Source organism: Cupriavidus sp. 8B, assembly GCF_054589115.1.
On sequence record NZ_BAAILO010000243.1, the window covers coordinates 21,354 to 39,795 of the forward strand.

Here is an 18,442-nt window from a genome sequence, read left to right on the forward strand (position 1 = left end):
TGGCGGCATTTCCCGCGGCATGGATCGCCGACAGCATTGCCAGCCAGAGCCAGCGCCGCGTGCTGCTGGCCGATGCCGATGGCTCGCTGTGGAACGGCAGCGCCACCCTGGCCCTGTCGGCCGGCGCCGGCAGCGAGACCGCCACCGTGCTGCCCGGGCGGCTGCAATGGTCGGTGGCATTCTGGCCGTTGCTGACCGGCACGCTGCGCATGGTGGTCAGCCACACGGAGGCCATGAGCGGCCCGGTCGCCGTGGCGGTGACGCCGTTTGGCTGGACCGCCCAGGCCGGCGCCATCCGCATGCCCGCGGCGTTGCTCGAAGGCGTCGGCGCCCCCTTCAATACCCTGCGCCCCGACGGACTGATGCGCATCGACTGGTCCGGGCTGCAAGGGCGCTTCTTTGCCCGCGCCGGCGAGCCGGGCGGCGCAGGTGGCATGACCGGCCACCTGACCGTGCGGCTTGACCAAGTATCATCGGCCGTCAGCCGGGTGCGCCCGCTTGGCAGCTACCGCGCGGAGATCGACTGGTCCGGCGCCGATGGCAAGCTGCAACTGACCACCCTCGCCGGGCCGCTGCACCTGCAGGGCAACGGCACGCTGGGCCGCCAGGCGCGTTTCGAGGGCACGGCGGATGCCGACCCCGACGCCGCTACGCAATTGGTAGGCCTGTTGAGCCTGCTGGGACGACGTGAGGACAATGTGACACGGCTGCGCTTCTGACCCCGGCGTCGGTGCGAAACCTTCGCGCCGACGCCCGCAGCCCGGAACCGAATATGAAAACCCAAGCCCTTCGACCTTCGCTCAAGACCCGCTGCGCCCGCGCCACCGCGCTGCTATGCGGCCTGTCCCTGCTGGCACCCGCGCCGCTGTGGGCCCAGCAACCGAGCCAGCCGGCGGCCCAGCCGGGGCAGCCGCCCGACCTGACCCCGCGCAACCGCGACCAGGTCGTGCTCAACTTCGTCAATGCTGACCTGGAATCGGTGGTGAAGGCGGTGGGGCAGGCGACCGGCAAGAACTTCGTCATCGACCCGCGCGTGAAGGGCTCGGTGAACCTGGTGACCGAGCAGCCCGTGTCGCGCGCGCAGGCGCTGGAAACGCTGGGGTCAGTGCTGCGCATGCAGGGCTATGCGATGGTCGAGAGCAACGGCTTCACCAAGGTGGTGCCGGAAGCCGACGCCAAGCTGCAGGGCTCGCCCATCGTGATCGGCAGCGGCAGATCCCGCGGCGACCAGGTGGTGACGCAGGTGTTCCGCCTCAACTATGAGTCGGCCAACAACCTGGTGCCGGTGCTGCGCCCGATGATCGCGCCGAACAACACCATCACCGCCTACCCGGCCAACAACACGCTGGTCATTACCGACTACGCCGAGAACCTGCAGCGCCTGGGCCGCATCATCGCCGCCATCGACGCGCCCGCCTCCGGCGAGGTCGAACTCGTGCCGCTCAAGAATGCCATCGCCAGCGATACCGCGCTGGTGCTGCAAAAGCTGCTGGACCCGGGTTCCGCCGGCGCCGCCGGCGGGGCCGTGGCCGGCGCGGACGCCAGCCTGCGCACCTCGGTGGTGGCGGAGCCGCGCAGCAATTCGCTGATGATCCGCGCCTCCAGCCGGGCACGGCTGCAGCAGGCGCGCCAGCTGATCGAGAAGCTCGACCAGCCCTATGCGCGCCCCGGCAATATCTGGGTGGTGCCGCTGAAGAACGCTGAAGCCACCAAACTGGCGCAGACGCTGCGCGCCATCGTCGCGGCCGACAGCTCCTTCAACACCAGCCAGGCCGGCACGCCGGGCGCAACCGGCGCGGGGGGCATTGCCAGCGGCACCGGCCTGCTCAACACCTCGACGCCCAACACCGGCCAGTACACGGGCGGCAGCACCGGCAGCTCGCGCAGCGGCTCGGGATCCGGCACCGGCGGCTCGGCCTTCGCGAGTTCGTTCGCCACCAACACGTTGCCGACCACCGGCGGCATCATCCAGGCCGACCCGGCCACCAACTCGCTGATCATCACGGCCAGCGAGCCGGTCTATCGCAACCTGCGCGCGGTGATCGAAGACCTCGACATGCGCCGCGCGCAGGTCTATATCGAGTCGATGATCGTGGAAGTGTCTTCCACCCAGACCGGCCAGCTGGGCATCCAGTGGCAGGGCCTGCTCAACTCGCGCAACAGCAACACCAACGTCTTTGCCGGCACCAACTTCGGCACGGGCGGCCAGAACATCATCAACCTGACGGGTGCCGCCGCCGCGATCAACGCGAACGGCGTGGCGGCCATTCCGAGCGTCTCGAGCCTGGTGCCCGATCTGGCCGGCCTGAACCTCGGCATCGTCAACCGCGCGATCGGGCTGGGCGCGCTGCTGCATGCGCTGGGCAGCGACGGCAGCGTCAACCTGCTGTCCACGCCAAACCTGATCACGCTCGAGAACGAGGAAGCCAAGATCCTGATCGGGCAGAACATCCCGGTCACCACCGGCTCCTATGCACAGACCGGCGGCGCCGCCTCGGTCACGCCGTTCCAGACCTTCGACCGCAGGGACGTCGGCATCACGCTGCGGGTCAAGCCGCAGATCACCGATGGCGGCCTGGTGAAGATGCAGATCTACCAGGAGTCGTCGTCCGTGGTGCAGGGCACCGCCGCCCTCACCCAGGGGCCCACCACCAATGTGCGCTCGATCGAAACCAATGTGCTGGTGGACGACGGCCAGATCATCGTGCTGGGCGGCCTGATCGAAGACACTTACGGCGACGGCGTGCAGAAGGTGCCGGGCCTGGGCGACCTGCCGTGGATCGGCGGGCTGTTCCGCTACGAGAACAAGAACCGCGGCAAGACCAACCTGCTGGTGTTCCTGCGTCCGTACGTGATGCGCACCGCCGGCGCGACCGACCGCCTGACGCAGGACCGCTACGACTACATCCGCGGCCTGCAGCAAGGTTTCGCCTCGCCCAACATCATGGTGCGCGACGGCAACACGCCGGTCCTGCCGCCGGCGGACGCGCCCATGGCACCGTTCGTCGATCCGCGCTCGCGCGGGCCGGTGCCGGGCCCGCTGCCGCTGGAGCAGACGCTGCCGCAATCGCAGCAGCAGCAGCAGCAGCAGCAGCAGCAACAACAACAACAACAGCAAAGGCAGCCCCAGGCGCAAGCGCCGTCGGCCAACGGCACCCCGCTGCCGCCGGGCGCCAATCTCGGCAACGCCACGGTGGACGCCGTCCGCCCGGTGAACTGAGACACGACATGGCCACAAGCATCGCCCCCGCCGCAGTGTCCGACGAACCGCTGGAGCCGCCGTCGACCATCGCCGCGCGCCTCGTCACGTACGGCTTCGCGCGCGAGGCCCGCCTGCTGATCGCGCACCAGCGCACCGATGGCCTGGAAGTGTGGGTCAGCCGCGCCACCTCACCGGCGGCGCTGGCCGAAGTGGCGCGCGTGCACGGGCCGCTGCGCCTGCGCGTGCTGGAACCCGAGGCGCTGGAGCTCGCCATGTCCGAGGCCTACAACCGCCAGGACAGCGGCAGCGCGGCGCAGGTGGTTGGCGAGGTGGAGGGCGAAGTCGACCTGTCGCGCCTGATGCAGGACATTCCCGCCGTGGAAGACCTGCTGGAGTCCGAGGACGACGCCCCCATCATCCGCATGATCAACGCGCTGCTCACGCAGGCCGCGCGCGAAGGCGCCTCCGATATCCATATCGAGCCATTCGAGTCGTCCTCGGTGGTGCGTTTTCGCGTGGACGGCACGCTGCGCGATGTGGTGCGTCCCAAGAAGGCGCTGCACGGCGCGCTGATCTCGCGCATCAAGATCATGGCGCAGCTCGATATCGCGGAAAAACGCCTGCCGCAGGACGGCCGCATCACGCTGCGCGTGGGCGGGCGTCCCGTGGACGTGCGTGTCTCCACCCTGCCCACCGGCCACGGCGAGCGCGCGGTGCTGCGTCTGCTCGACAAGGAAGCCGGCCGCCTGGATCTGGCCAAGCTCGGCATGGCGCCGGGCACGCTGGGCGGCTTCGATCACCTGATCCGCCAGCCGCACGGCATTGTGCTGGTGACCGGGCCGACCGGCTCGGGCAAGACCACCACGCTGTATGCCGCGCTCTCGCGGCTCGATTCGCGCACCACCAACATCATGACGGTGGAAGACCCGATCGAGTATGACCTCGACGGCATCGGCCAGACCCAGGTCAACCCGCGCATCGACATGACCTTCGGCAAGGCGCTGCGGGCCATCCTGCGCCAGGATCCGGACGTGGTGATGATCGGCGAAATCCGCGACCTGGAAACTGCGCAGATCGCGGTGCAGGCCTCGCTCACCGGCCACCTGGTGCTGGCCACGCTGCACACCAACGATTCCGCCTCGGCGGTGACGCGGTTGGTCGACATGGGCATCGAGCCCTTCCTGCTGTCGTCGTCGCTGCTTGGCGTGCTGGCGCAGCGGCTGGTACGCCGGCTGTGCCAGCACTGCAAGCGCGAGGAAGTGATCGAAGTCACACCCGACGAAGCCGACGTGCTGCTGGCCCAAGGCAAGCCGCTGCAGCGCGTGTGGCATGCGGTAGGCTGCGACAAATGCGGACACTCCGGCTACCAGGGGCGCATGGGCGTGTACGAACTGCTCAGCGTGGACGACGAGATCCGCACCATGATCCATCGCCAGTCGGCCGAATCCGAGATCAAGAAGGTGGCCCTGGAGCGCGGCATGCACACCATGCGCCGCGATGCGCAACGCTGGATCGACTCGGGCGCGACAGCGCTGGAAGAAGTCTTGCGCGTCACGCGCGACTAAGGGCGAGCCGAGAGACATGCCAGCCTATCGTTACGAGGCCGTCGACGCCGCCGGCAAGACCGAGCGCGGCGTCATCGAAGCCGACAGCCCCAAGCAGGCCCGCGCCCAGTTGCGCTCGCGCGGCCTGACACCGCTCAATGTGGATCCTCTTGCGGGCGTAGGCGGTGTGCAGAAGAGCAGCACCGCTGCCTTCGTGCGCCGGCTCTCCACGCAAGAGCAAGCGCTGTTCACGCGCCAGCTCGCCAGCCTGATCGTGGCCGGCCTGCCGCTGGACGAAGCGCTGGCGGCGCTGGCCGACCAGGCCGAGCGCAGCTATGTGCATGAACTGCTGGCCGGCATCCGCGCGGACGTGGTCGGCGGCAGCTCGCTCTCGGTGGCGCTGTTGCATCATCCGCGCGATTTTCCGGATATTTACCGCGCACTGGTTTCCGCCGGGGAGCACTCCGGACACCTCGGGCTGGTGCTGGAGAAGCTGGCGGACTATATCGAGACGCGCAACTCGCTCACCGCCAAGATCCGGCTGGCCTTCACCTACCCCGCCATCGTCACGGTGGTGGCCTTCGCCATCGTGATCTTCCTGCTGTCGTATGTGGTGCCGCAGGTAGTGAGCGTCTTCGCCAACACCAAGCAGAAGCTGCCGACGCTGACCATCATCATGCTGGCGCTGTCGGATTTCGTGCGCAACTGGTGGTGGGCGGCGCTGGCTTTCATCGTGGCCGTGAGCCTGGGGATACGCAGCCTGCTGCGCCAGCCCGGTGTGCGCCTGGAGTGGCACCGCTGGCTACTGACCGCACCACTGGTGGGCAAGCTGATCCGCGGGTACAACACCGCGCGCTTCGCCAGCACGCTCGCCATCCTGGTTTCCGCCGGCGTGCCCATCCTGCGCAGCCTGCAGGCAGCCGGGGAGACGCTGACCAACGAGGCGCTCAAGGCCAATGTGGATGACGCCACCACGCGGGTGCGCGAAGGCGCGTCGCTGGCGCGCGCGCTGGCGGCGCAAAACCAGTTCCCGTCCGTTCTCGTGCACCTGATCCGCTCCGGCGAAGCCACCGGCAACCTGCCGATCATGCTGGAACGCGCGGCGCAGGGCGAAGGCGCGGAACTGGAGCGCCGCACGCTGTTCCTCACCAGCCTGCTCGAGCCGCTGCTGATCCTCAGCATGGGCGTGGTGGTGCTGCTGATCGTGCTGGCGGTGCTGATGCCGATTATCGAGATCAACCAGCTGGTGCGTTAGTCATGCGGCCCGGTGGCGCAAGCTGCTGAAATGCAAAACGGCGCCTTGCGGCGCCGTTTTGCATTCTGACGAGTGTGGCTTATTCAGCGGCCTTCGCCGTCTTCTTCGGAGCCCGCTTGGCCGGTGCCGCGGCTGCCTTCTTGGCCGCGGGCGCAGCCTTTTTGGCGGGAGCGGCGGCTTTCTTGGCCGGCACGGCAGCCTTCTTGGCGGCCACAGCGGTCTTCTTTGCCGGTGCTTCCGCTTTCTTGGCGGGTGCTTCAGCCTTCTTGGCCGGAGCGGCTGTCTTCTTGGCGGGCGCAGCGGTCTTCTTGGCGCGGGCCGGGGCCTTGGCCTTTACCTCAACCGCGGGCTCGACCGGCTCGGCAACTTCGACGGCTTCGACGGCTTCGATCGCTTCGATCGCTTCGATGGCTTCCACTACCGGAGCGACTTCGACGACCTCGGCAATCTCAACGGCTTCCTCGACCGGAGCCACCTCGACGACCTCGACGACCTCGACGGCTTCGATGGCTTCGATGGCTTCGACCACCGGCGCCACCACGGTAGAGGACGGCGCCACGAAGATCGAGCTGTCGATCGGCCACGGGATCTCGCTCAGCGTGACCTCGGGCTTGGGCGGCTTGCGGCGGCGGCCATTCGATTCGCCGTTGTCGCCGGCATCGCTGTCGTCTTGCTCGTCGAACGACTCCGCGCCATTGGAGGCCTGCTCCACGCGCTCCAGCACGTCCATCGGATCCACCACGAACGACGGGGCGGTTTCGCTAACGGGAGCCGGGGGGGCAAATTCGGGCACCGGTGCGGGCTGGACAGGCAGTGCGGACTGCTGCGCACGCTCCGGCCGCGAGCCCTGCTGCTGAGGGAAAGGCTGGCGATCGCCGCCACGCCGCTTGTTGCGGCGATTCTCACGCCGCTCGCGGTTGTCACGGTTCTCGCGGTTCTCGCGGTTCTCACCCTGAGGGCTTTCAGCCTGGGGCATCTCGCCCTGACGGATCTCAGCCTGACGATTCTCGCCCTGACGGTTCTCGCCCTGACGGTTCTCGCCCTGACGGTTCTCGCCCTGACGGTTCTCGCCCTGACGGCTCTCGCCTTGGCGATTCTCGGGCTGACGGCTCTCGACTTGACGGCTCTCGGGCTGACGGTTCTCAGCCTGGCGGTCGTCGCCCTGACGGGGCTCGGCTTCACCGGACTTCGAACGGCGCTTCAGGCGCACCCACAGCGTCTTGTTGTTGTTGCCGTTGCGGGTCTCGACTTCGAACAGGCCCGTGGCAGCAACCAGCTCGGAGAGCTTGCCGTAGCCGTAGTTGCGCGAGTCGAACTCCGGTGCCTGCTTGGCGATATGGTTGCCCATGCCACCGAGCGTGGCCCAGCCTTCTTCGTCCGAGACCGCCTGCGAGGCGCTTTGCAGCAGGCGCACCAGGCGCGAATCCTGGCGCAGCTCGCCGCTGTTGCGCTTGCGCGCGGGCGCGGCGGCGCCGTCGGCTTCCGTATCGGTGTCGGCGTCGGCGTCGGCGTCGCTGCGCAGCACGTCGGCAAAGATGAACTTGTCGCAGGCCGTGACGAAGGGCTTGGGCGTCTTGCGTTCGCCAAAGCCGTACACGGTCAGGCCCTGCTCGCGGATCCGCGAGGCCAGGCGGGTGAAATCGCTGTCGCTGGAGACAATGCAGAAGCCATCGAAGCGGCCCGTGTACAGCAGGTCCATCGCGTCGATGATCATCGCGCTGTCGGTGGCGTTCTTGCCGACCGTGTAGCGGAACTGCTGGATCGGCTGGATGGAGTGCGACAAAAGGCGCTCCTTCCAGCCGGCGAGGTTGGGCTTGGTCCAGTCGCCATAGATCCGCTTGACGGCGGCTACGCCGTACTTTGCGACTTCGGCCAGCAGGCCTTCGACGATGGCGGGCGCCGCGTTGTCGGCGTCGATCAGCACAGCCAGGGTCGCAGTGCCCTGGCGGGAGGAAATAGTCATGTTGGGTCCTGGAGGCCGGTCGGCCTCGGATGGGGCGGGTTGCACCGGGGCGCAATCCCTGAAGATATGGCGCACGGTCCGCATCTGCCCGTTTGTTGCGTAAACCTGTTTGCAACGCAGTGTACACGCGAAGCGTGTCCATACGGGAAAGCACGCCTCTCGCGGGCGCGCTTTTTGCTGCAACGCAAGGTGCCGCGCCCTCCGGCGCGGTGCTACCATGCGCCAAAGAGACACGGCCGTTTTCCGCCTTCACAAGAGGCGGCGCACGGTCGCCCACAACTGAAGTGAGTCGGTGATCCCGACTGCATGCCCCAAAGAGGAGCACCTATGAATGCCCCCCTGACCCCTCCGGTCAGCGACGCCATCCGCCGCGCGCTCGCAAACGTTTCCCTGGAAGACAAATACACGCTGGAGCGTGGCCGCGTTTATATCAGCGGCACGCAGGCGCTGGTACGCCTGCCGATGCTGCAGCGCGAGCGCGACCGCGCCGCCGGCCTTAACACGGCCGGATTTATCTCTGGTTACCGCGGCTCGCCGCTAGGCTCGCTGGACCAGTCGCTATGGAAGGCCAAGCAGCATCTGGCCGCGCACGACATCGTGTTCCAGGCGGGATTGAATGAAGACCTGGCTGCCACCTCCGTATGGGGCTCGCAGCAGGTGAACATGTATCCGGACGCCAAGTTCGAAGGCGTGTTCGGCATGTGGTACGGCAAGGGCCCGGGCGTGGACCGCACGAGCGACGTCTTCAAGCACGCCAACTCGGCCGGCTCCTCCAAGCACGGCGGCGTGCTGGTGCTGGCGGGCGACGACCACGCCGCCAAATCGTCCACGCTGGCGCACCAGTCCGAGCACATCTTCAAGGCCTGCGGCCTGCCAGTGCTCTATCCGTCGAACGTGCAGGAATATCTCGACTACGGCCTGCACGCCTGGGCCATGAGCCGGTATTCCGGACTGTGGGTGTCGATGAAGTGCGTGACCGACGTGGTGGAATCGTCGGCCTCCGTGGAACTCGATCCGCACCGCGTGGAGATCGTGCTGCCCCAGGATTTCATCCTGCCGCCGGGCGGCCTCAATATCCGCTGGCCGGATCCGCCGCTGGAACAGGAAGCGCGCCTGCTCGACTACAAGTGGTACGCCGGCCTGGCCTATGTGCGTGCCAACAAGATCGACCGCATCGAGATCGATTCGCCGCATGCCCGCTTCGGCATCATGACCGGCGGCAAGGCCTATCTCGACACGCGCCAGGCGCTGGCCAACCTGGGCCTGGACGATGAGACCTGCGCGCGCATCGGCATCCGCCTGTACAAGGTGGGCTGCGTGTGGCCGCTGGAAGCGCACGGCGCGCGCGCCTTTGCCGAAGGCCTGCAGGAAATCCTGGTGGTCGAGGAAAAGCGCCAGATCATGGAGTACGCGCTCAAGGAAGAGCTCTACAACTGGCGCGACGACGTGCGCCCCAAGGTCTACGGCAAATTCGACGAAAAGGACAACGCGGGCGGCGAATGGTCGATCCCGCAGAGCAACTGGCTGCTGCCGGCGCACTATGAACTGTCGCCCGCCATCATTGCCCGCGCCATCGCCACGCGGCTCGACAAGTTCGAGCTGCCCGCCGACGTGCGCGCGCGCATTGCCGCGCGTATCGCAGTGATCGAGGCCAAGGAAAAGGCCATGGCCGTGCCACGGGTGGCGGCCGAGCGCAAGCCCTGGTTCTGCTCGGGCTGCCCGCACAACACATCCACCAACGTGCCCGAAGGCTCGCGCGCGCTGGCCGGCATCGGCTGCCACTACATGACGGTGTGGATGGACCGCAGCACCAGCACCTTCAGCCAGATGGGCGGCGAAGGCGTGGCATGGATCGGGCAGGCGCCCTTCGCCGGCGACAAGCATGTGTTCGCCAACCTGGGCGACGGCACCTACTTCCACTCTGGCCTGCTGGCGATCCGCGCGTCGATCGCGGCCAATGTCAACATCACCTACAAGATCCTCTACAACGACGCGGTCGCCATGACCGGCGGCCAGCCGATCGACGGCAAGCTGTCGGTGCAGGACGTGGCCTTCCAGGTGGCGGCCGAAGGCGCGAAGAAGATCGTCGTCGTCACCGACGAGCCGGAAAAATACAGCGCCGCCATCAAGCTGCCGCAAGGCGTGGAAGTGCATCACCGCGACGAGCTCGACAAGATCCAGCGCGAGCTGCGCGAGATCCCCGGCGCCACCATCCTGATCTACGACCAGACCTGCGCCACCGAGAAGCGCCGGCGCCGCAAGCGCGGCACCTACCCCGATCCGGCCAAGCGCGCCTTCATCAACGACGCGGTCTGCGAAGGCTGCGGCGATTGCTCGGTGAAGTCGAACTGCCTGTCGGTGGAGCCGCTGGAAACGGAGCTGGGCACCAAGCGCCAGATCAACCAGTCGTCCTGCAACAAGGACTTCTCCTGTGTCAACGGCTTCTGCCCCAGCTTTGTCACGGCCGAAGGCGCGCAGGTGAAGAAGCCCGAGCGCCACGGCGTGTCGATGGACAACCTGCCGGCCTTGCCGCAACCGGCGCTGCCCGGCCTTGAGCATCCCTACGGCGTGCTGGTCACGGGCGTGGGCGGCACCGGCGTGGTCACCATCGGCGGCCTGCTCGGCATGGCGGCGCACCTGGAAAACAAGGGCGTGACCGTGCTCGACATGGCCGGCCTGGCGCAAAAAGGCGGCGCGGTGCTGTCGCACGTTCAGATTGCCGCGCACCCGGACCAGCTCCACGCCACCCGCATCGCCATGGGCGAAGCGGACCTGGTGATTGGCTGCGACGCGATCGTCAGCGCCACCGACGATGTCATCTCCAAGACCCAGGTAGGCCGCACGCGCGCCATCGTCAACACGGCACAGACGCCCACCGCGGAGTTCATCAAGAACCCCAAGTGGCAGTTCCCCGGCCTGTCGGCGGAACAGGATGTGCGCAATGCGGTGGGCGAAGCCTGCGACTTCATCAACGCCAGCGGCCTGGCCGTGGCGCTGATCGGCGACGCCATCTTCACCAATCCGCTGGTGCTGGGCTATGCCTGGCAGAAAGGCTGGCTGCCGCTATCGCTGGATGCGCTGGTGCGCGCCATCGAGCTCAACGGCACGGCGGTGGAAAAGAACAAGGCCGCCTTCGACTGGGGCCGCCACATGGCGCACGATCCGGAGCACGTGCTGTCGCTCACCGGCAAGCTGCGCAGCACCGCCGAAGGCGCCGACGTGGTCAAGCTGCCCACCTCCTCCGGCGCCCTGCTGGAGAAGCTGATCGCACACCGCGCCGAGCACCTCAAGGCCTACCAGGATAGCGCCTACGCCCAAACCTTCCGCGACGCCGTGAACCGCGTGCGGGCGGCGGAAAGCACGCTGGTCGGCAGCGGCAAGCCGCTCCCGCTGACAGAGGCCGTGGCGCGCAATCTCGCCAAGCTGATGGCCTACAAGGACGAGTACGAAGTCGCGCGGCTCTATACCGACCCGATCTTCCTCGACAAGCTGCGCAACCAGTTCGAAGGCGAGCCCGGCCGCGACTACCAGCTCAGCTTCTGGCTCGCGCCGCCGCTGCTGGCCAAGCGCGATGAAAAGGGGCATCTGCTCAAGCGCCGCTTCGGCCCGTCCACGATGAAGCTCTTCGGCGTGCTGGCCAAGCTCAAAGGCCTGCGCGGCGGCATGTTCGATGTGTTCGGAAAGACGGCCGAGCGTCGCACCGAACGCGCGCTGATCGGCGAGTATCGTGCGTTGCTGGACGAGCTGACGAGCGGCCTGAGCGCAGCCAACCATGCAACCGCGATCACGCTGGCCAGCCTCCCCGACGACATTCGCGGCTTCGGGCACGTCAAGGAAGACAACCTGGCGAAGGTGCGTACGCGCTGGGCGGCGCTGCTTGAGCAGTTCCGGCATCCGCAGACGGCGCAGCAGGTGGCTTGATTTGCGAGGTGGTACCAGGCGCTGCCGTGAGGCCGTGCCCGTCGAACGCGAAAGCGGCGGCTCCGAGCAGGGGCCGCTGCTTTTTTTATTGGCGCTGCATGCGGGCATCGTCCCACGCATGACGGTGCTTCAACGCAAACAACGTCATTGCCCAGAACGGCACCCACCAAGACAGATCGCTGAACAACACGAACAGCCCGCTCTTCCATGCGAACACGCCGGTCAGCGCGCCGTGCAAGAACCCAAGCGGCCCGAGCGTCTTGCCCACCAGCCCCACCACCACCAGCGGCCAGTAACGCAACATGTCCTGCGCCGCAATCCAGTAACCCAGCGCATAGACGCCCACCATCATGCCGATGCATTGAATCATCGCATTGGGCGTAGCCGGCATGCCGAGCCAGTCGAAGATCTGCGCGGGCCACAGGCTCAGCACCACCGCATAGAGCAGGTTGTAGATTGCAGCGAGCCGCAGCACCACAGGCATCCAGGCTGGCACGGCGGCAAGCGCGGTGCGCGCGGTCGGTACGGATTTCATACGCGTCTCTCCAGACAAAGATCAAGTACTCAGGTATTCAGGTATTCAGGTATTCAAAGATCGGGTTCGCAAATCGCCAGTACGCCGTCGTAGCGCAGCAGGTAGCCAAGACGCGGCATCCAGATCCGTACGTCACAGCAATAGCGATGGCCATCGAGCGCGCGCTCGCTGGCCAGCACGCGCAGCCATGGCAGCGGCATGCCGAACAGGCTGACGCGACGGCTGGCCTGCCGCAGCCGGCCCGCGCCATCGACGCGCGTGTCCAGCGCAAGGGCAAGCGGGCCCATGCGCTCGGTTACCAGCCCGGCGCGCGCGCCTTCCATGCGGCTGGCCACAAGCTTGCCGCCGATCTGCCGATGCCACTGTTCTCCCGCAGCAAGCGGCATGATGGCGACGCGCGTGGGTGCCGCCTGCGCGGGCCGCGGGAGCGCCGACAGATGCAGCAGCGCGCGCAACCAGCGCCGCTGGCTCCAGCGCACGCGCAGCGTGCCCGTCAGCTGGATGCCTTGCGCGCGATGCACGCGCTGCAGCACCGGCGCCAGATCGGCAAAGCCGGCGCCCAGCATGATTTCGTAAATGCCCGTGCGTGCGGTCATGAGCGCACCCGCCCGGCGCCGAGCAGGTCTGCCAGCGCCAGTTGCAACGTGGGGAAGCGAAACGCGTAGCCCTCATGCTGCAAACGCGCCGGCGCTACGCGCAAGCCGTCGAGCAGCAGCGTGGCCTGCTCGCCCAGAGCCAGCCGCATCGGCCATGCCGGCGTGGGCATGAAGGCGGGCCGGCGCAGCAGCGCTGCCGCCGCGCGCACAAACCCGGCCTGGCTCGGGGTTTCCGGCGCGACCAGGTTGTAGGTGGCGACAGCTTCCATGGCGGATGCCACGGCATCGCCGCGGCACAGCCAGGCGATCACCCCGAGCACGTCGTCGATGTGTACCCAGCTCTGCGCTTGCCGGCCGCTCCCCATCGGGCCGCCGAAGCCGAGCCATACCGGCATCAGCATGGCGGGCAGCGCGCCTTGATGGCCGTAGACCACGCCGAGGCGCAGGATGGCTAAGGGGATGCCGAGCGGCATCACGGTGCGCGCCGCGTCTTCCCATTGCTGGCACAACTGCGAGGCAAAGATGTCCTGCGGGGCGCTAGCCTCGGTGCGCTGGCTCAGGTCGTCGTCGCCCTGGATGCCGTAGTAGCCCACCGCCGAGCCGTTGATCAGCAGGCGCGGCCGGTGCACGGCCCCCGCCAGCCACGCGCAGAGCGCGCGGGTGGTGCCCACGCGGCTTTCCACCAGGCTGCGCTTGCGCGCGGCGCTCCAGCGCGGGCCCAGGATGGGTGCGCCGGCGAGGTTGACCACCACATCGAAGTGCACAGCCGGATCGATCTGCGCCAGGGAGCCGACGCAAGCAGCGCGGCCGTCGAATAACTGGGCCGCCACGCGGGGGTTACGCGCCCAGATCGTCACGCGATGGCCATTGGCCAGCAGTGCCCGCACCAGCGCCTGGCCTATAAAACCGGTGCCGCCGGTCAGCAGGAACGATTGCGCGCGCCGGGCCGGATCGGCGCCGGTGAAATCGAACGACGGCGTAGCGCCGGCGCGGGCAGCCAGCGCGCGGCTCGCCAGCGCGTCGCGCACGCCAGACGCGGCCACGCCCAGCGCGAACACGCTCAGCACCCAGCTTTGCCAGCCGAGCGGATTGAGGTGCAGGCCCGATGGCAGTTGCCACCAGGCTTGCGAATGCCAGGCCAGCAAGCCAAAGATCACGCCGCCGTTGATGGCCAGGACGGTATGCGTCACCCGCTCGCTCGGCGGCAGGCTGCGGGTCTGGTCTTCCACCACGAAGTCGCGCAGCGTCAGCAGGATCTCGATGGCGACGATGGCCCATAGCGGCACCAGCCAGGCGCCGCCCCAGGCAAACCACGCCAGGCCGCCAAACAGCACGCCGTACAGCACCGCCCGGATCGCGTGCAGGCGCAGCTCCGGCGCGGCGTTGTGCTGCTGCGGCAAGGCGCAGCGCAGTTCATGATGCCAGACGGTATCGAAGGCACCCATCAATCCCTGCACGATCAACAGGTTGAGGATGACGGTGTAGAGCGCGCCGTTGGTCGGATCCATCTCAAGCATCCTTATTTACATTAATTTCTGTCTTAAGAGAAATATCAAGTCAAAAAAAGCGGCCACCGTGGCGGCCTGCTTTTCATGCCTGTGCTATTTGCCGGCTTCGCGGACGCGCTGGTTGCCACGCACCAGCTTCTGGATGCGCGCGCCGAGCTTCATCACCTTGACCAGGGTATCGGGCGAGAGGCGCAGCATTTCGTCGCCCCAGCTACCCAGCGTTTCCATCAGCTGCAAGGTGGCGATGATGCGCTTCTGCACTTCCTTGCTCTCCTTGGTGAACGCGGGATTGTTCACGCACTCGTGCAAGGCGTCGATGGTGGGATCGAACTCGCGCTGCTTGCGCTCGCGCACCACGGTGCGGAACAGCTCCCACACATCGGTGATGGTCTCGAAGTGATCGCGCCGGTCGCCCATCATGTGCACGGTGCGGATCAGCTTCCAGTTCTGGAGTTCCTTGAGGCTGTTGCTGACGTTGGAACGCGCCACATTGAGCGTGTCGGCGATCTCCTCGGCCGGCAGCGGGTGCTCGGCAAGGAATAGCAGGGCGTGAATCTGCGCGACGGTGCGATTGACGCCCCACTTAGAGCCCATTTCGCCCCAGTGCAGGACGAAGCGTTGTGCGACCGGTTGAAGTTCCATGCGTGACAGTTTATCTGTTCGGAAATTTCCGTCAAGACAGAAATGCACCTTCCGGTCGGCAACTTGCTGCGACGCGGTTCAGGCCGGCTGCGCCAGCGTGCTTTCATTCTCCTTCACATACATGGAGTTGCGCGGACGCGCAAACACGCGCCGCACCATCGGCTCGAAGAAGGACAGCGGCAGCGTGTCGTAGTCCTGCATGAAGGCTGCGCCGTCGTACTTGGCGCAGAACTCCGCGGTGCGATCGAACAGCTCGGGCTGGTCGCGGAATTGCTCGCGCAGGTTGCGGTCCAGCCCCAGGTGATGGAAGAAATAGTAGCCTTGGAACACGCCATGCTTCTCCACCATCCACAGGTTCTCCGGGCTGACGAAGGGCTTGAGGATGGCGGCGGCGATGTCCGGATGGTTGAAGCTGCCAAGCGTGTCGCCGATATCGTGCAACAGGGCGCACACCACGTACTCCTCGTCGCGCCCGTCGCGGTGGGCGAGCGTGGCGGTCTGCAGGCAGTGGGTCAGGCGGTCGATGGGAAAGCCGCCGCAGTCGCCGTCGAGCAGCCGGAGGTGATCGAGCACGCGGTCTGCCAGCGCCTGCGCGAAGGGCATGAACTCGGCGGATATCGCCGCCCAGTCCTCGCGCGTGCCTTGTTCCATGTGGCTGAAGGTGGCGCGGGCGTGCGTGGTCGTTTCGTTCATCGTGGGTCTCCGTGCAGGGTGAGCCTGCTTGTTTTGATGGGGATGAGCGGCGATTCTGGCACAGGTTTCACGGCTACACTGTCAAGGACTTAACATTGCCGCCGCATGCCGCGGCGCATCAATCCGCATGCAGATCCGCCCTTACCTGGCCGCCGACGAGGGCGCCATCATCGACCTCTGGCAAGCCTGCGGCCTGACCCGGCCGTGGAACGACCCGAAGAAAGACATTGCCCGCAAGCTGACCGAGCAGCCCGAGCTGTTCCTGGTGGGCGAAGTGGATGGCCGCCCGATGGCATCGGCCATGGTCGGCTTTGACGGCCATCGCGGCTGGGTCTACTACCTGGCGGTGCATCCCGAGCACCAGCGCCGCGATCACGGCCGCCGCCTGATGGCGCACGCCGAGCAGTTGCTGATCGAGCGCGGCTGCCCCAAGATCAACCTGCTGGTGCGCACCGGCAACAGCAAGGTCATCGATTTCTACCGCAGCCTCGGGTACGCGCAGGACGAGGTGGTCAGCCTGGGCAAGCGGCTGATTCCGGATATCTGAGCGCTGGAAGCGCTGGGAGTTATGGCCATGTTCCGCATCCTCGGCATCGATCACCTCGTCCTGCGCACCGGCAACGTGACGGCACTCATGCGCTTCTATGTGGACGTGCTTGGCTGCAGCGTCGAACGGGTACAGGCGGAATTCGGCCTGATCCAGTTGCGCGCGGGCAGCGGGCTGATCGACCTGGTAGCGCTGGACGGCCCGCTGGGCCGCGCCGGCGGCGCCGGGCCGGGCAGGGAAGGCCGCAACCTCGACCACTTCTGCCTGCGCCTTGATCCTTTCGATGCCGATGCGATCGGCGCCCACTTGCGCGCGCACGGCGCGGAGCCGGGCCCGGTGGAGATGCGCTTCGGCGCCGAAGGCAAAGGCCCGTCGATCTACGTGCACGACCCGGACGGCAATATGGTGGAGCTGAAAGGGCCGCCCACGGGCAAGGGATAGCGGCCTATATGGATAGCGGCCAAACCATGTGACGCAAAGCAGGCATTCCGCCTGGATGCCGGCTACAATTCCCGCTCAGCCCCTCGCCGCCAATCGCGCCATCCGCCTCCTCACGGCGACCATTGCGCGGCGGTACATACCGCGTCCAGGCGCGCCATGACACGACAAGACGCCCCACCCGGCCCACGCGCCATCTCGCCACGCCAGCTGGTCTGGACCCTTGGCGTCACCGAAACGATTTCCTGGGGCACGCTGTACTTCGCCTTCACCGTGTTCATCGGGCCAATGAGCGCGACGCTTGGCTACTCCAAACCCTTTCTTGCCGGCGGCTATTCGCTCGGGCTGCTGGTCTGGGCGATGTGCTCGTTCGCGGTGGGCCGCCTGCTCGACCGCGTGCCTGCGCGCGTCGTGATGTGCACGGGCTCCGTGCTGGGCGGCTGCGGCCTGCTGCTGTGGGCGTGGAGCCCGAACCAGGCCACCTTCCTGCTGATGTGGATACCGATCGGGCTGGCCATGGCGACCACGTTGTACGAGCCCGCCTTCGTCGTGCTGCGCCAGACCTTTGGCGATGGCTACCAGAAGTCCATCGTCACGGTGACGTTGATGGCGGGCTTTGCCAGCACCATCTTCGTGCCGCTGGCGCAATGGCTGGTGCTGCACCTGGGCTGGCGCGAGACGCTGCTGTGCTTTGCGGCGCTCAACCTTTTCGTTTGCGCGCCCTTTCATGCCCGCCTGCGCTATGTGGCGCATGCCACATACGCGGCCGCGCCGGCGCCAACCCCGCTGGCGGATGCCGCGCAGCCCGGCATCGCCCAGCTCGCCTTGCGCCAGCCGGTGTTCTGGGCGGTGGTGCTGGCCTTCACCGCGCTGGCCGTGATCGCCTCGCTGCTGGGCGCTCACCTGATCCCGATGCTGACCGAAAAGGGCTTGCCGCTGGGCGAGCAACTGGTGGTGGCGGCGCTGATCGGCCCGGCACAGGTGGTCGGCCGCCTGGTGATGATGCGTTTTCCCGTGCGCCATCCGCTGCGGCTATCGCTGCCGGTGTATGTGGTGATGAGCCTGGGCCTGCTGTGCTTTGCGCTCGGCTATGGCAAATGGCTGATGCTGGCGGCGGTGCTGTACGGCTGCGCCAACGGCATCAACACCATGCTGCGGGCCATGGCCATGCCGGAGCTGATCTCGCGCCACCACTACGCCACCCTCAACGGCCTGATGATGACGCCGGTGCTGTTGATGCAGGCCGCCGCGCCCTGGCTGGGCGCATTGCTGTGGCGCGCCGCGGGCGGCTACTGGCTGATGCTGTGGGTGATGGTGGTGCTGGCGCTGGCGGCGCTGGCGGCCTTTGGCTTTGCCCTGCACCGGCGCGGGTTGCTGCGCCCGGCCAGCCACGCCGCGGTGGCGTAGCCGGACTCGCGCGACCGGCCACATCAGTGGCCGGCATCGCCGCCGGTCATGCGCGCGACGCACCGATGTGCGACGATGCAGGGCTCGATTACCCTGCAGCGCCCGCCAGGGCACACCCCGCGCCGCCAGGCGCGGCCGGCCGTGCCCGCCGCCAATATGCCCGATTCCGCCTCCAGCAACCTGACCCCGCC

13 protein-coding genes and 1 pseudogene are annotated in these 18,442 nt (G+C 67.2%); 8 read left to right on the plus strand and 6 right to left on the minus strand.

Annotation, left to right across the window (positions count from 1 at the left end; genetic code table 11):
* The 4 genes from ACYP5B_RS22980 to gspF all read left to right on the plus strand — a co-directional run.
* The coding region (locus ACYP5B_RS22980; protein WP_459571202.1) for a type II secretion system protein N at positions 1 to 719 on the plus strand (719 nt) is incomplete at its 5' end.
* Positions 720 to 772: 53 nt separating this feature from the next.
* Positions 773 to 3,220 (plus strand): type II secretion system secretin GspD, encoded by a 2,448-nt coding sequence (gspD, locus tag ACYP5B_RS22985; RefSeq protein WP_459571203.1) that lies wholly within the window; start codon positions 773 to 775, stop codon positions 3,218 to 3,220.
* A gap of 8 nt (positions 3,221 to 3,228) precedes the next feature.
* Positions 3,229 to 4,767, plus strand: a complete 1,539-nt coding sequence (gspE, locus tag ACYP5B_RS22990) for a type II secretion system ATPase GspE (protein ID WP_267604607.1) — start codon at positions 3,229 to 3,231, stop codon at positions 4,765 to 4,767.
* 16 nt (positions 4,768 to 4,783) lie between these two features.
* On the plus strand, positions 4,784 to 6,001 hold the full coding sequence (gspF, locus tag ACYP5B_RS22995) for a type II secretion system inner membrane protein GspF (protein ID WP_318236144.1): 1,218 nt from the start codon (positions 4,784 to 4,786) through the stop codon (positions 5,999 to 6,001).
* Positions 6,002 to 7,088: 1,087 nt separating this feature from the next.
* Here gspF and ACYP5B_RS23000 read toward each other — a convergent pair.
* Positions 7,089 to 7,964 (minus strand): annotated as a pseudogene (locus ACYP5B_RS23000) (NYN domain-containing protein); the annotation flags it as partial.
* A gap of 327 nt (positions 7,965 to 8,291) precedes the next feature.
* Between ACYP5B_RS23000 and ACYP5B_RS23005 the strand changes: the two are divergent.
* Positions 8,292 to 11,885, plus strand: a complete 3,594-nt coding sequence (locus tag ACYP5B_RS23005; RefSeq protein ID WP_459571204.1) for an indolepyruvate ferredoxin oxidoreductase family protein — start codon at positions 8,292 to 8,294, stop codon at positions 11,883 to 11,885.
* An 85-nt stretch (positions 11,886 to 11,970) separates the two neighbouring features.
* On the opposite strand, the gene ACYP5B_RS23010 is transcribed toward ACYP5B_RS23005, so the two are convergent.
* The 5 genes from ACYP5B_RS23010 to ACYP5B_RS23030 all read right to left on the minus strand — a co-directional run bounded on the left by ACYP5B_RS23010 (position 11,971) and on the right by ACYP5B_RS23030 (position 15,859).
* The gene (locus ACYP5B_RS23010) at positions 11,971 to 12,420 is read right to left on the minus strand and encodes a hypothetical protein (protein WP_459571205.1); all 450 of its coding nucleotides are present in this window, start codon (positions 12,418 to 12,420) and stop codon (positions 11,971 to 11,973) included.
* A gap of 53 nt (positions 12,421 to 12,473) precedes the next feature.
* Positions 12,474 to 13,016, minus strand: a complete 543-nt coding sequence (locus ACYP5B_RS23015) for a DUF4166 domain-containing protein (RefSeq protein WP_459571206.1) — start codon at positions 13,014 to 13,016, stop codon at positions 12,474 to 12,476.
* Positions 13,013 to 14,524, minus strand: a complete 1,512-nt coding sequence (locus ACYP5B_RS23020) for a TIGR01777 family oxidoreductase (RefSeq protein ID WP_459571207.1) — start codon at positions 14,522 to 14,524, stop codon at positions 13,013 to 13,015. The genes ACYP5B_RS23015 and ACYP5B_RS23020 overlap by 4 nt, the downstream gene beginning before the upstream one ends.
* A gap of 93 nt (positions 14,525 to 14,617) precedes the next feature.
* Positions 14,618 to 15,166: a GbsR/MarR family transcriptional regulator gene (locus ACYP5B_RS23025; protein ID WP_459571208.1), complete on the minus strand. Its 549-nt coding sequence runs from the start codon at positions 15,164 to 15,166 to the stop codon at positions 14,618 to 14,620.
* 78 nt (positions 15,167 to 15,244) lie between these two features.
* Positions 15,245 to 15,859 carry an HD domain-containing protein gene (locus tag ACYP5B_RS23030; RefSeq protein WP_459571209.1) on the minus strand — a complete coding sequence of 205 codons (615 nt, stop codon included), beginning with the start codon at positions 15,857 to 15,859 and terminating at the stop codon, positions 15,245 to 15,247.
* Between the two features lie 127 nt (positions 15,860 to 15,986).
* On the opposite strand from ACYP5B_RS23030, the gene ACYP5B_RS23035 reads away from it, so the two are divergent.
* From ACYP5B_RS23035 to ACYP5B_RS23045, 3 genes are all read left to right on the plus strand, one after another.
* On the plus strand, positions 15,987 to 16,406 hold the full coding sequence (locus ACYP5B_RS23035; RefSeq protein ID WP_459571210.1) for a GNAT family acetyltransferase: 420 nt from the start codon (positions 15,987 to 15,989) through the stop codon (positions 16,404 to 16,406).
* A 27-nt stretch (positions 16,407 to 16,433) separates the two neighbouring features.
* The gene (locus ACYP5B_RS23040; RefSeq protein ID WP_400094548.1) at positions 16,434 to 16,847 is read left to right on the plus strand and encodes a VOC family protein; all 414 of its coding nucleotides are present in this window, start codon (positions 16,434 to 16,436) and stop codon (positions 16,845 to 16,847) included.
* Between the two features lie 156 nt (positions 16,848 to 17,003).
* A complete protein-coding gene (locus ACYP5B_RS23045; protein ID WP_459571211.1) occupies positions 17,004 to 18,251 on the plus strand; it encodes an MFS transporter in 1,248 nt (415 codons plus the stop codon).
* The last annotated feature ends 191 nt before the right edge of the window (positions 18,252 to 18,442 follow it).

Coding starts and splice junctions, on each gene's coding strand:
- gspD (WP_459571203.1), top strand. CDS start 773: ATGAAAACCCAAGCCCTTCGACCTTCGCTCAAGACCCGCTGCGCCCGC.
- gspE (WP_267604607.1), top strand. CDS start 3,229: ATGGCCACAAGCATCGCCCCCGCCGCAGTGTCCGACGAACCGCTGGAG.
- gspF (WP_318236144.1), top strand. CDS start 4,784: ATGCCAGCCTATCGTTACGAGGCCGTCGACGCCGCCGGCAAGACCGAG.
- ACYP5B_RS23005 (WP_459571204.1), top strand. CDS start 8,292: ATGAATGCCCCCCTGACCCCTCCGGTCAGCGACGCCATCCGCCGCGCG.
- ACYP5B_RS23010 (WP_459571205.1), bottom strand. CDS start 12,420: ATGAAATCCGTACCGACCGCGCGCACCGCGCTTGCCGCCGTGCCAGCC.
- ACYP5B_RS23015 (WP_459571206.1), bottom strand. CDS start 13,016: ATGACCGCACGCACGGGCATTTACGAAATCATGCTGGGCGCCGGCTTT.
- ACYP5B_RS23020 (WP_459571207.1), bottom strand. CDS start 14,524: ATGGATCCGACCAACGGCGCGCTCTACACCGTCATCCTCAACCTGTTG.
- ACYP5B_RS23025 (WP_459571208.1), bottom strand. CDS start 15,166: ATGGAACTTCAACCGGTCGCACAACGCTTCGTCCTGCACTGGGGCGAA.
- ACYP5B_RS23030 (WP_459571209.1), bottom strand. CDS start 15,859: ATGAACGAAACGACCACGCACGCCCGCGCCACCTTCAGCCACATGGAA.
- ACYP5B_RS23035 (WP_459571210.1), top strand. CDS start 15,987: ATGCAGATCCGCCCTTACCTGGCCGCCGACGAGGGCGCCATCATCGAC.
- ACYP5B_RS23040 (WP_400094548.1), top strand. CDS start 16,434: ATGTTCCGCATCCTCGGCATCGATCACCTCGTCCTGCGCACCGGCAAC.
- ACYP5B_RS23045 (WP_459571211.1), top strand. CDS start 17,004: ATGACACGACAAGACGCCCCACCCGGCCCACGCGCCATCTCGCCACGC.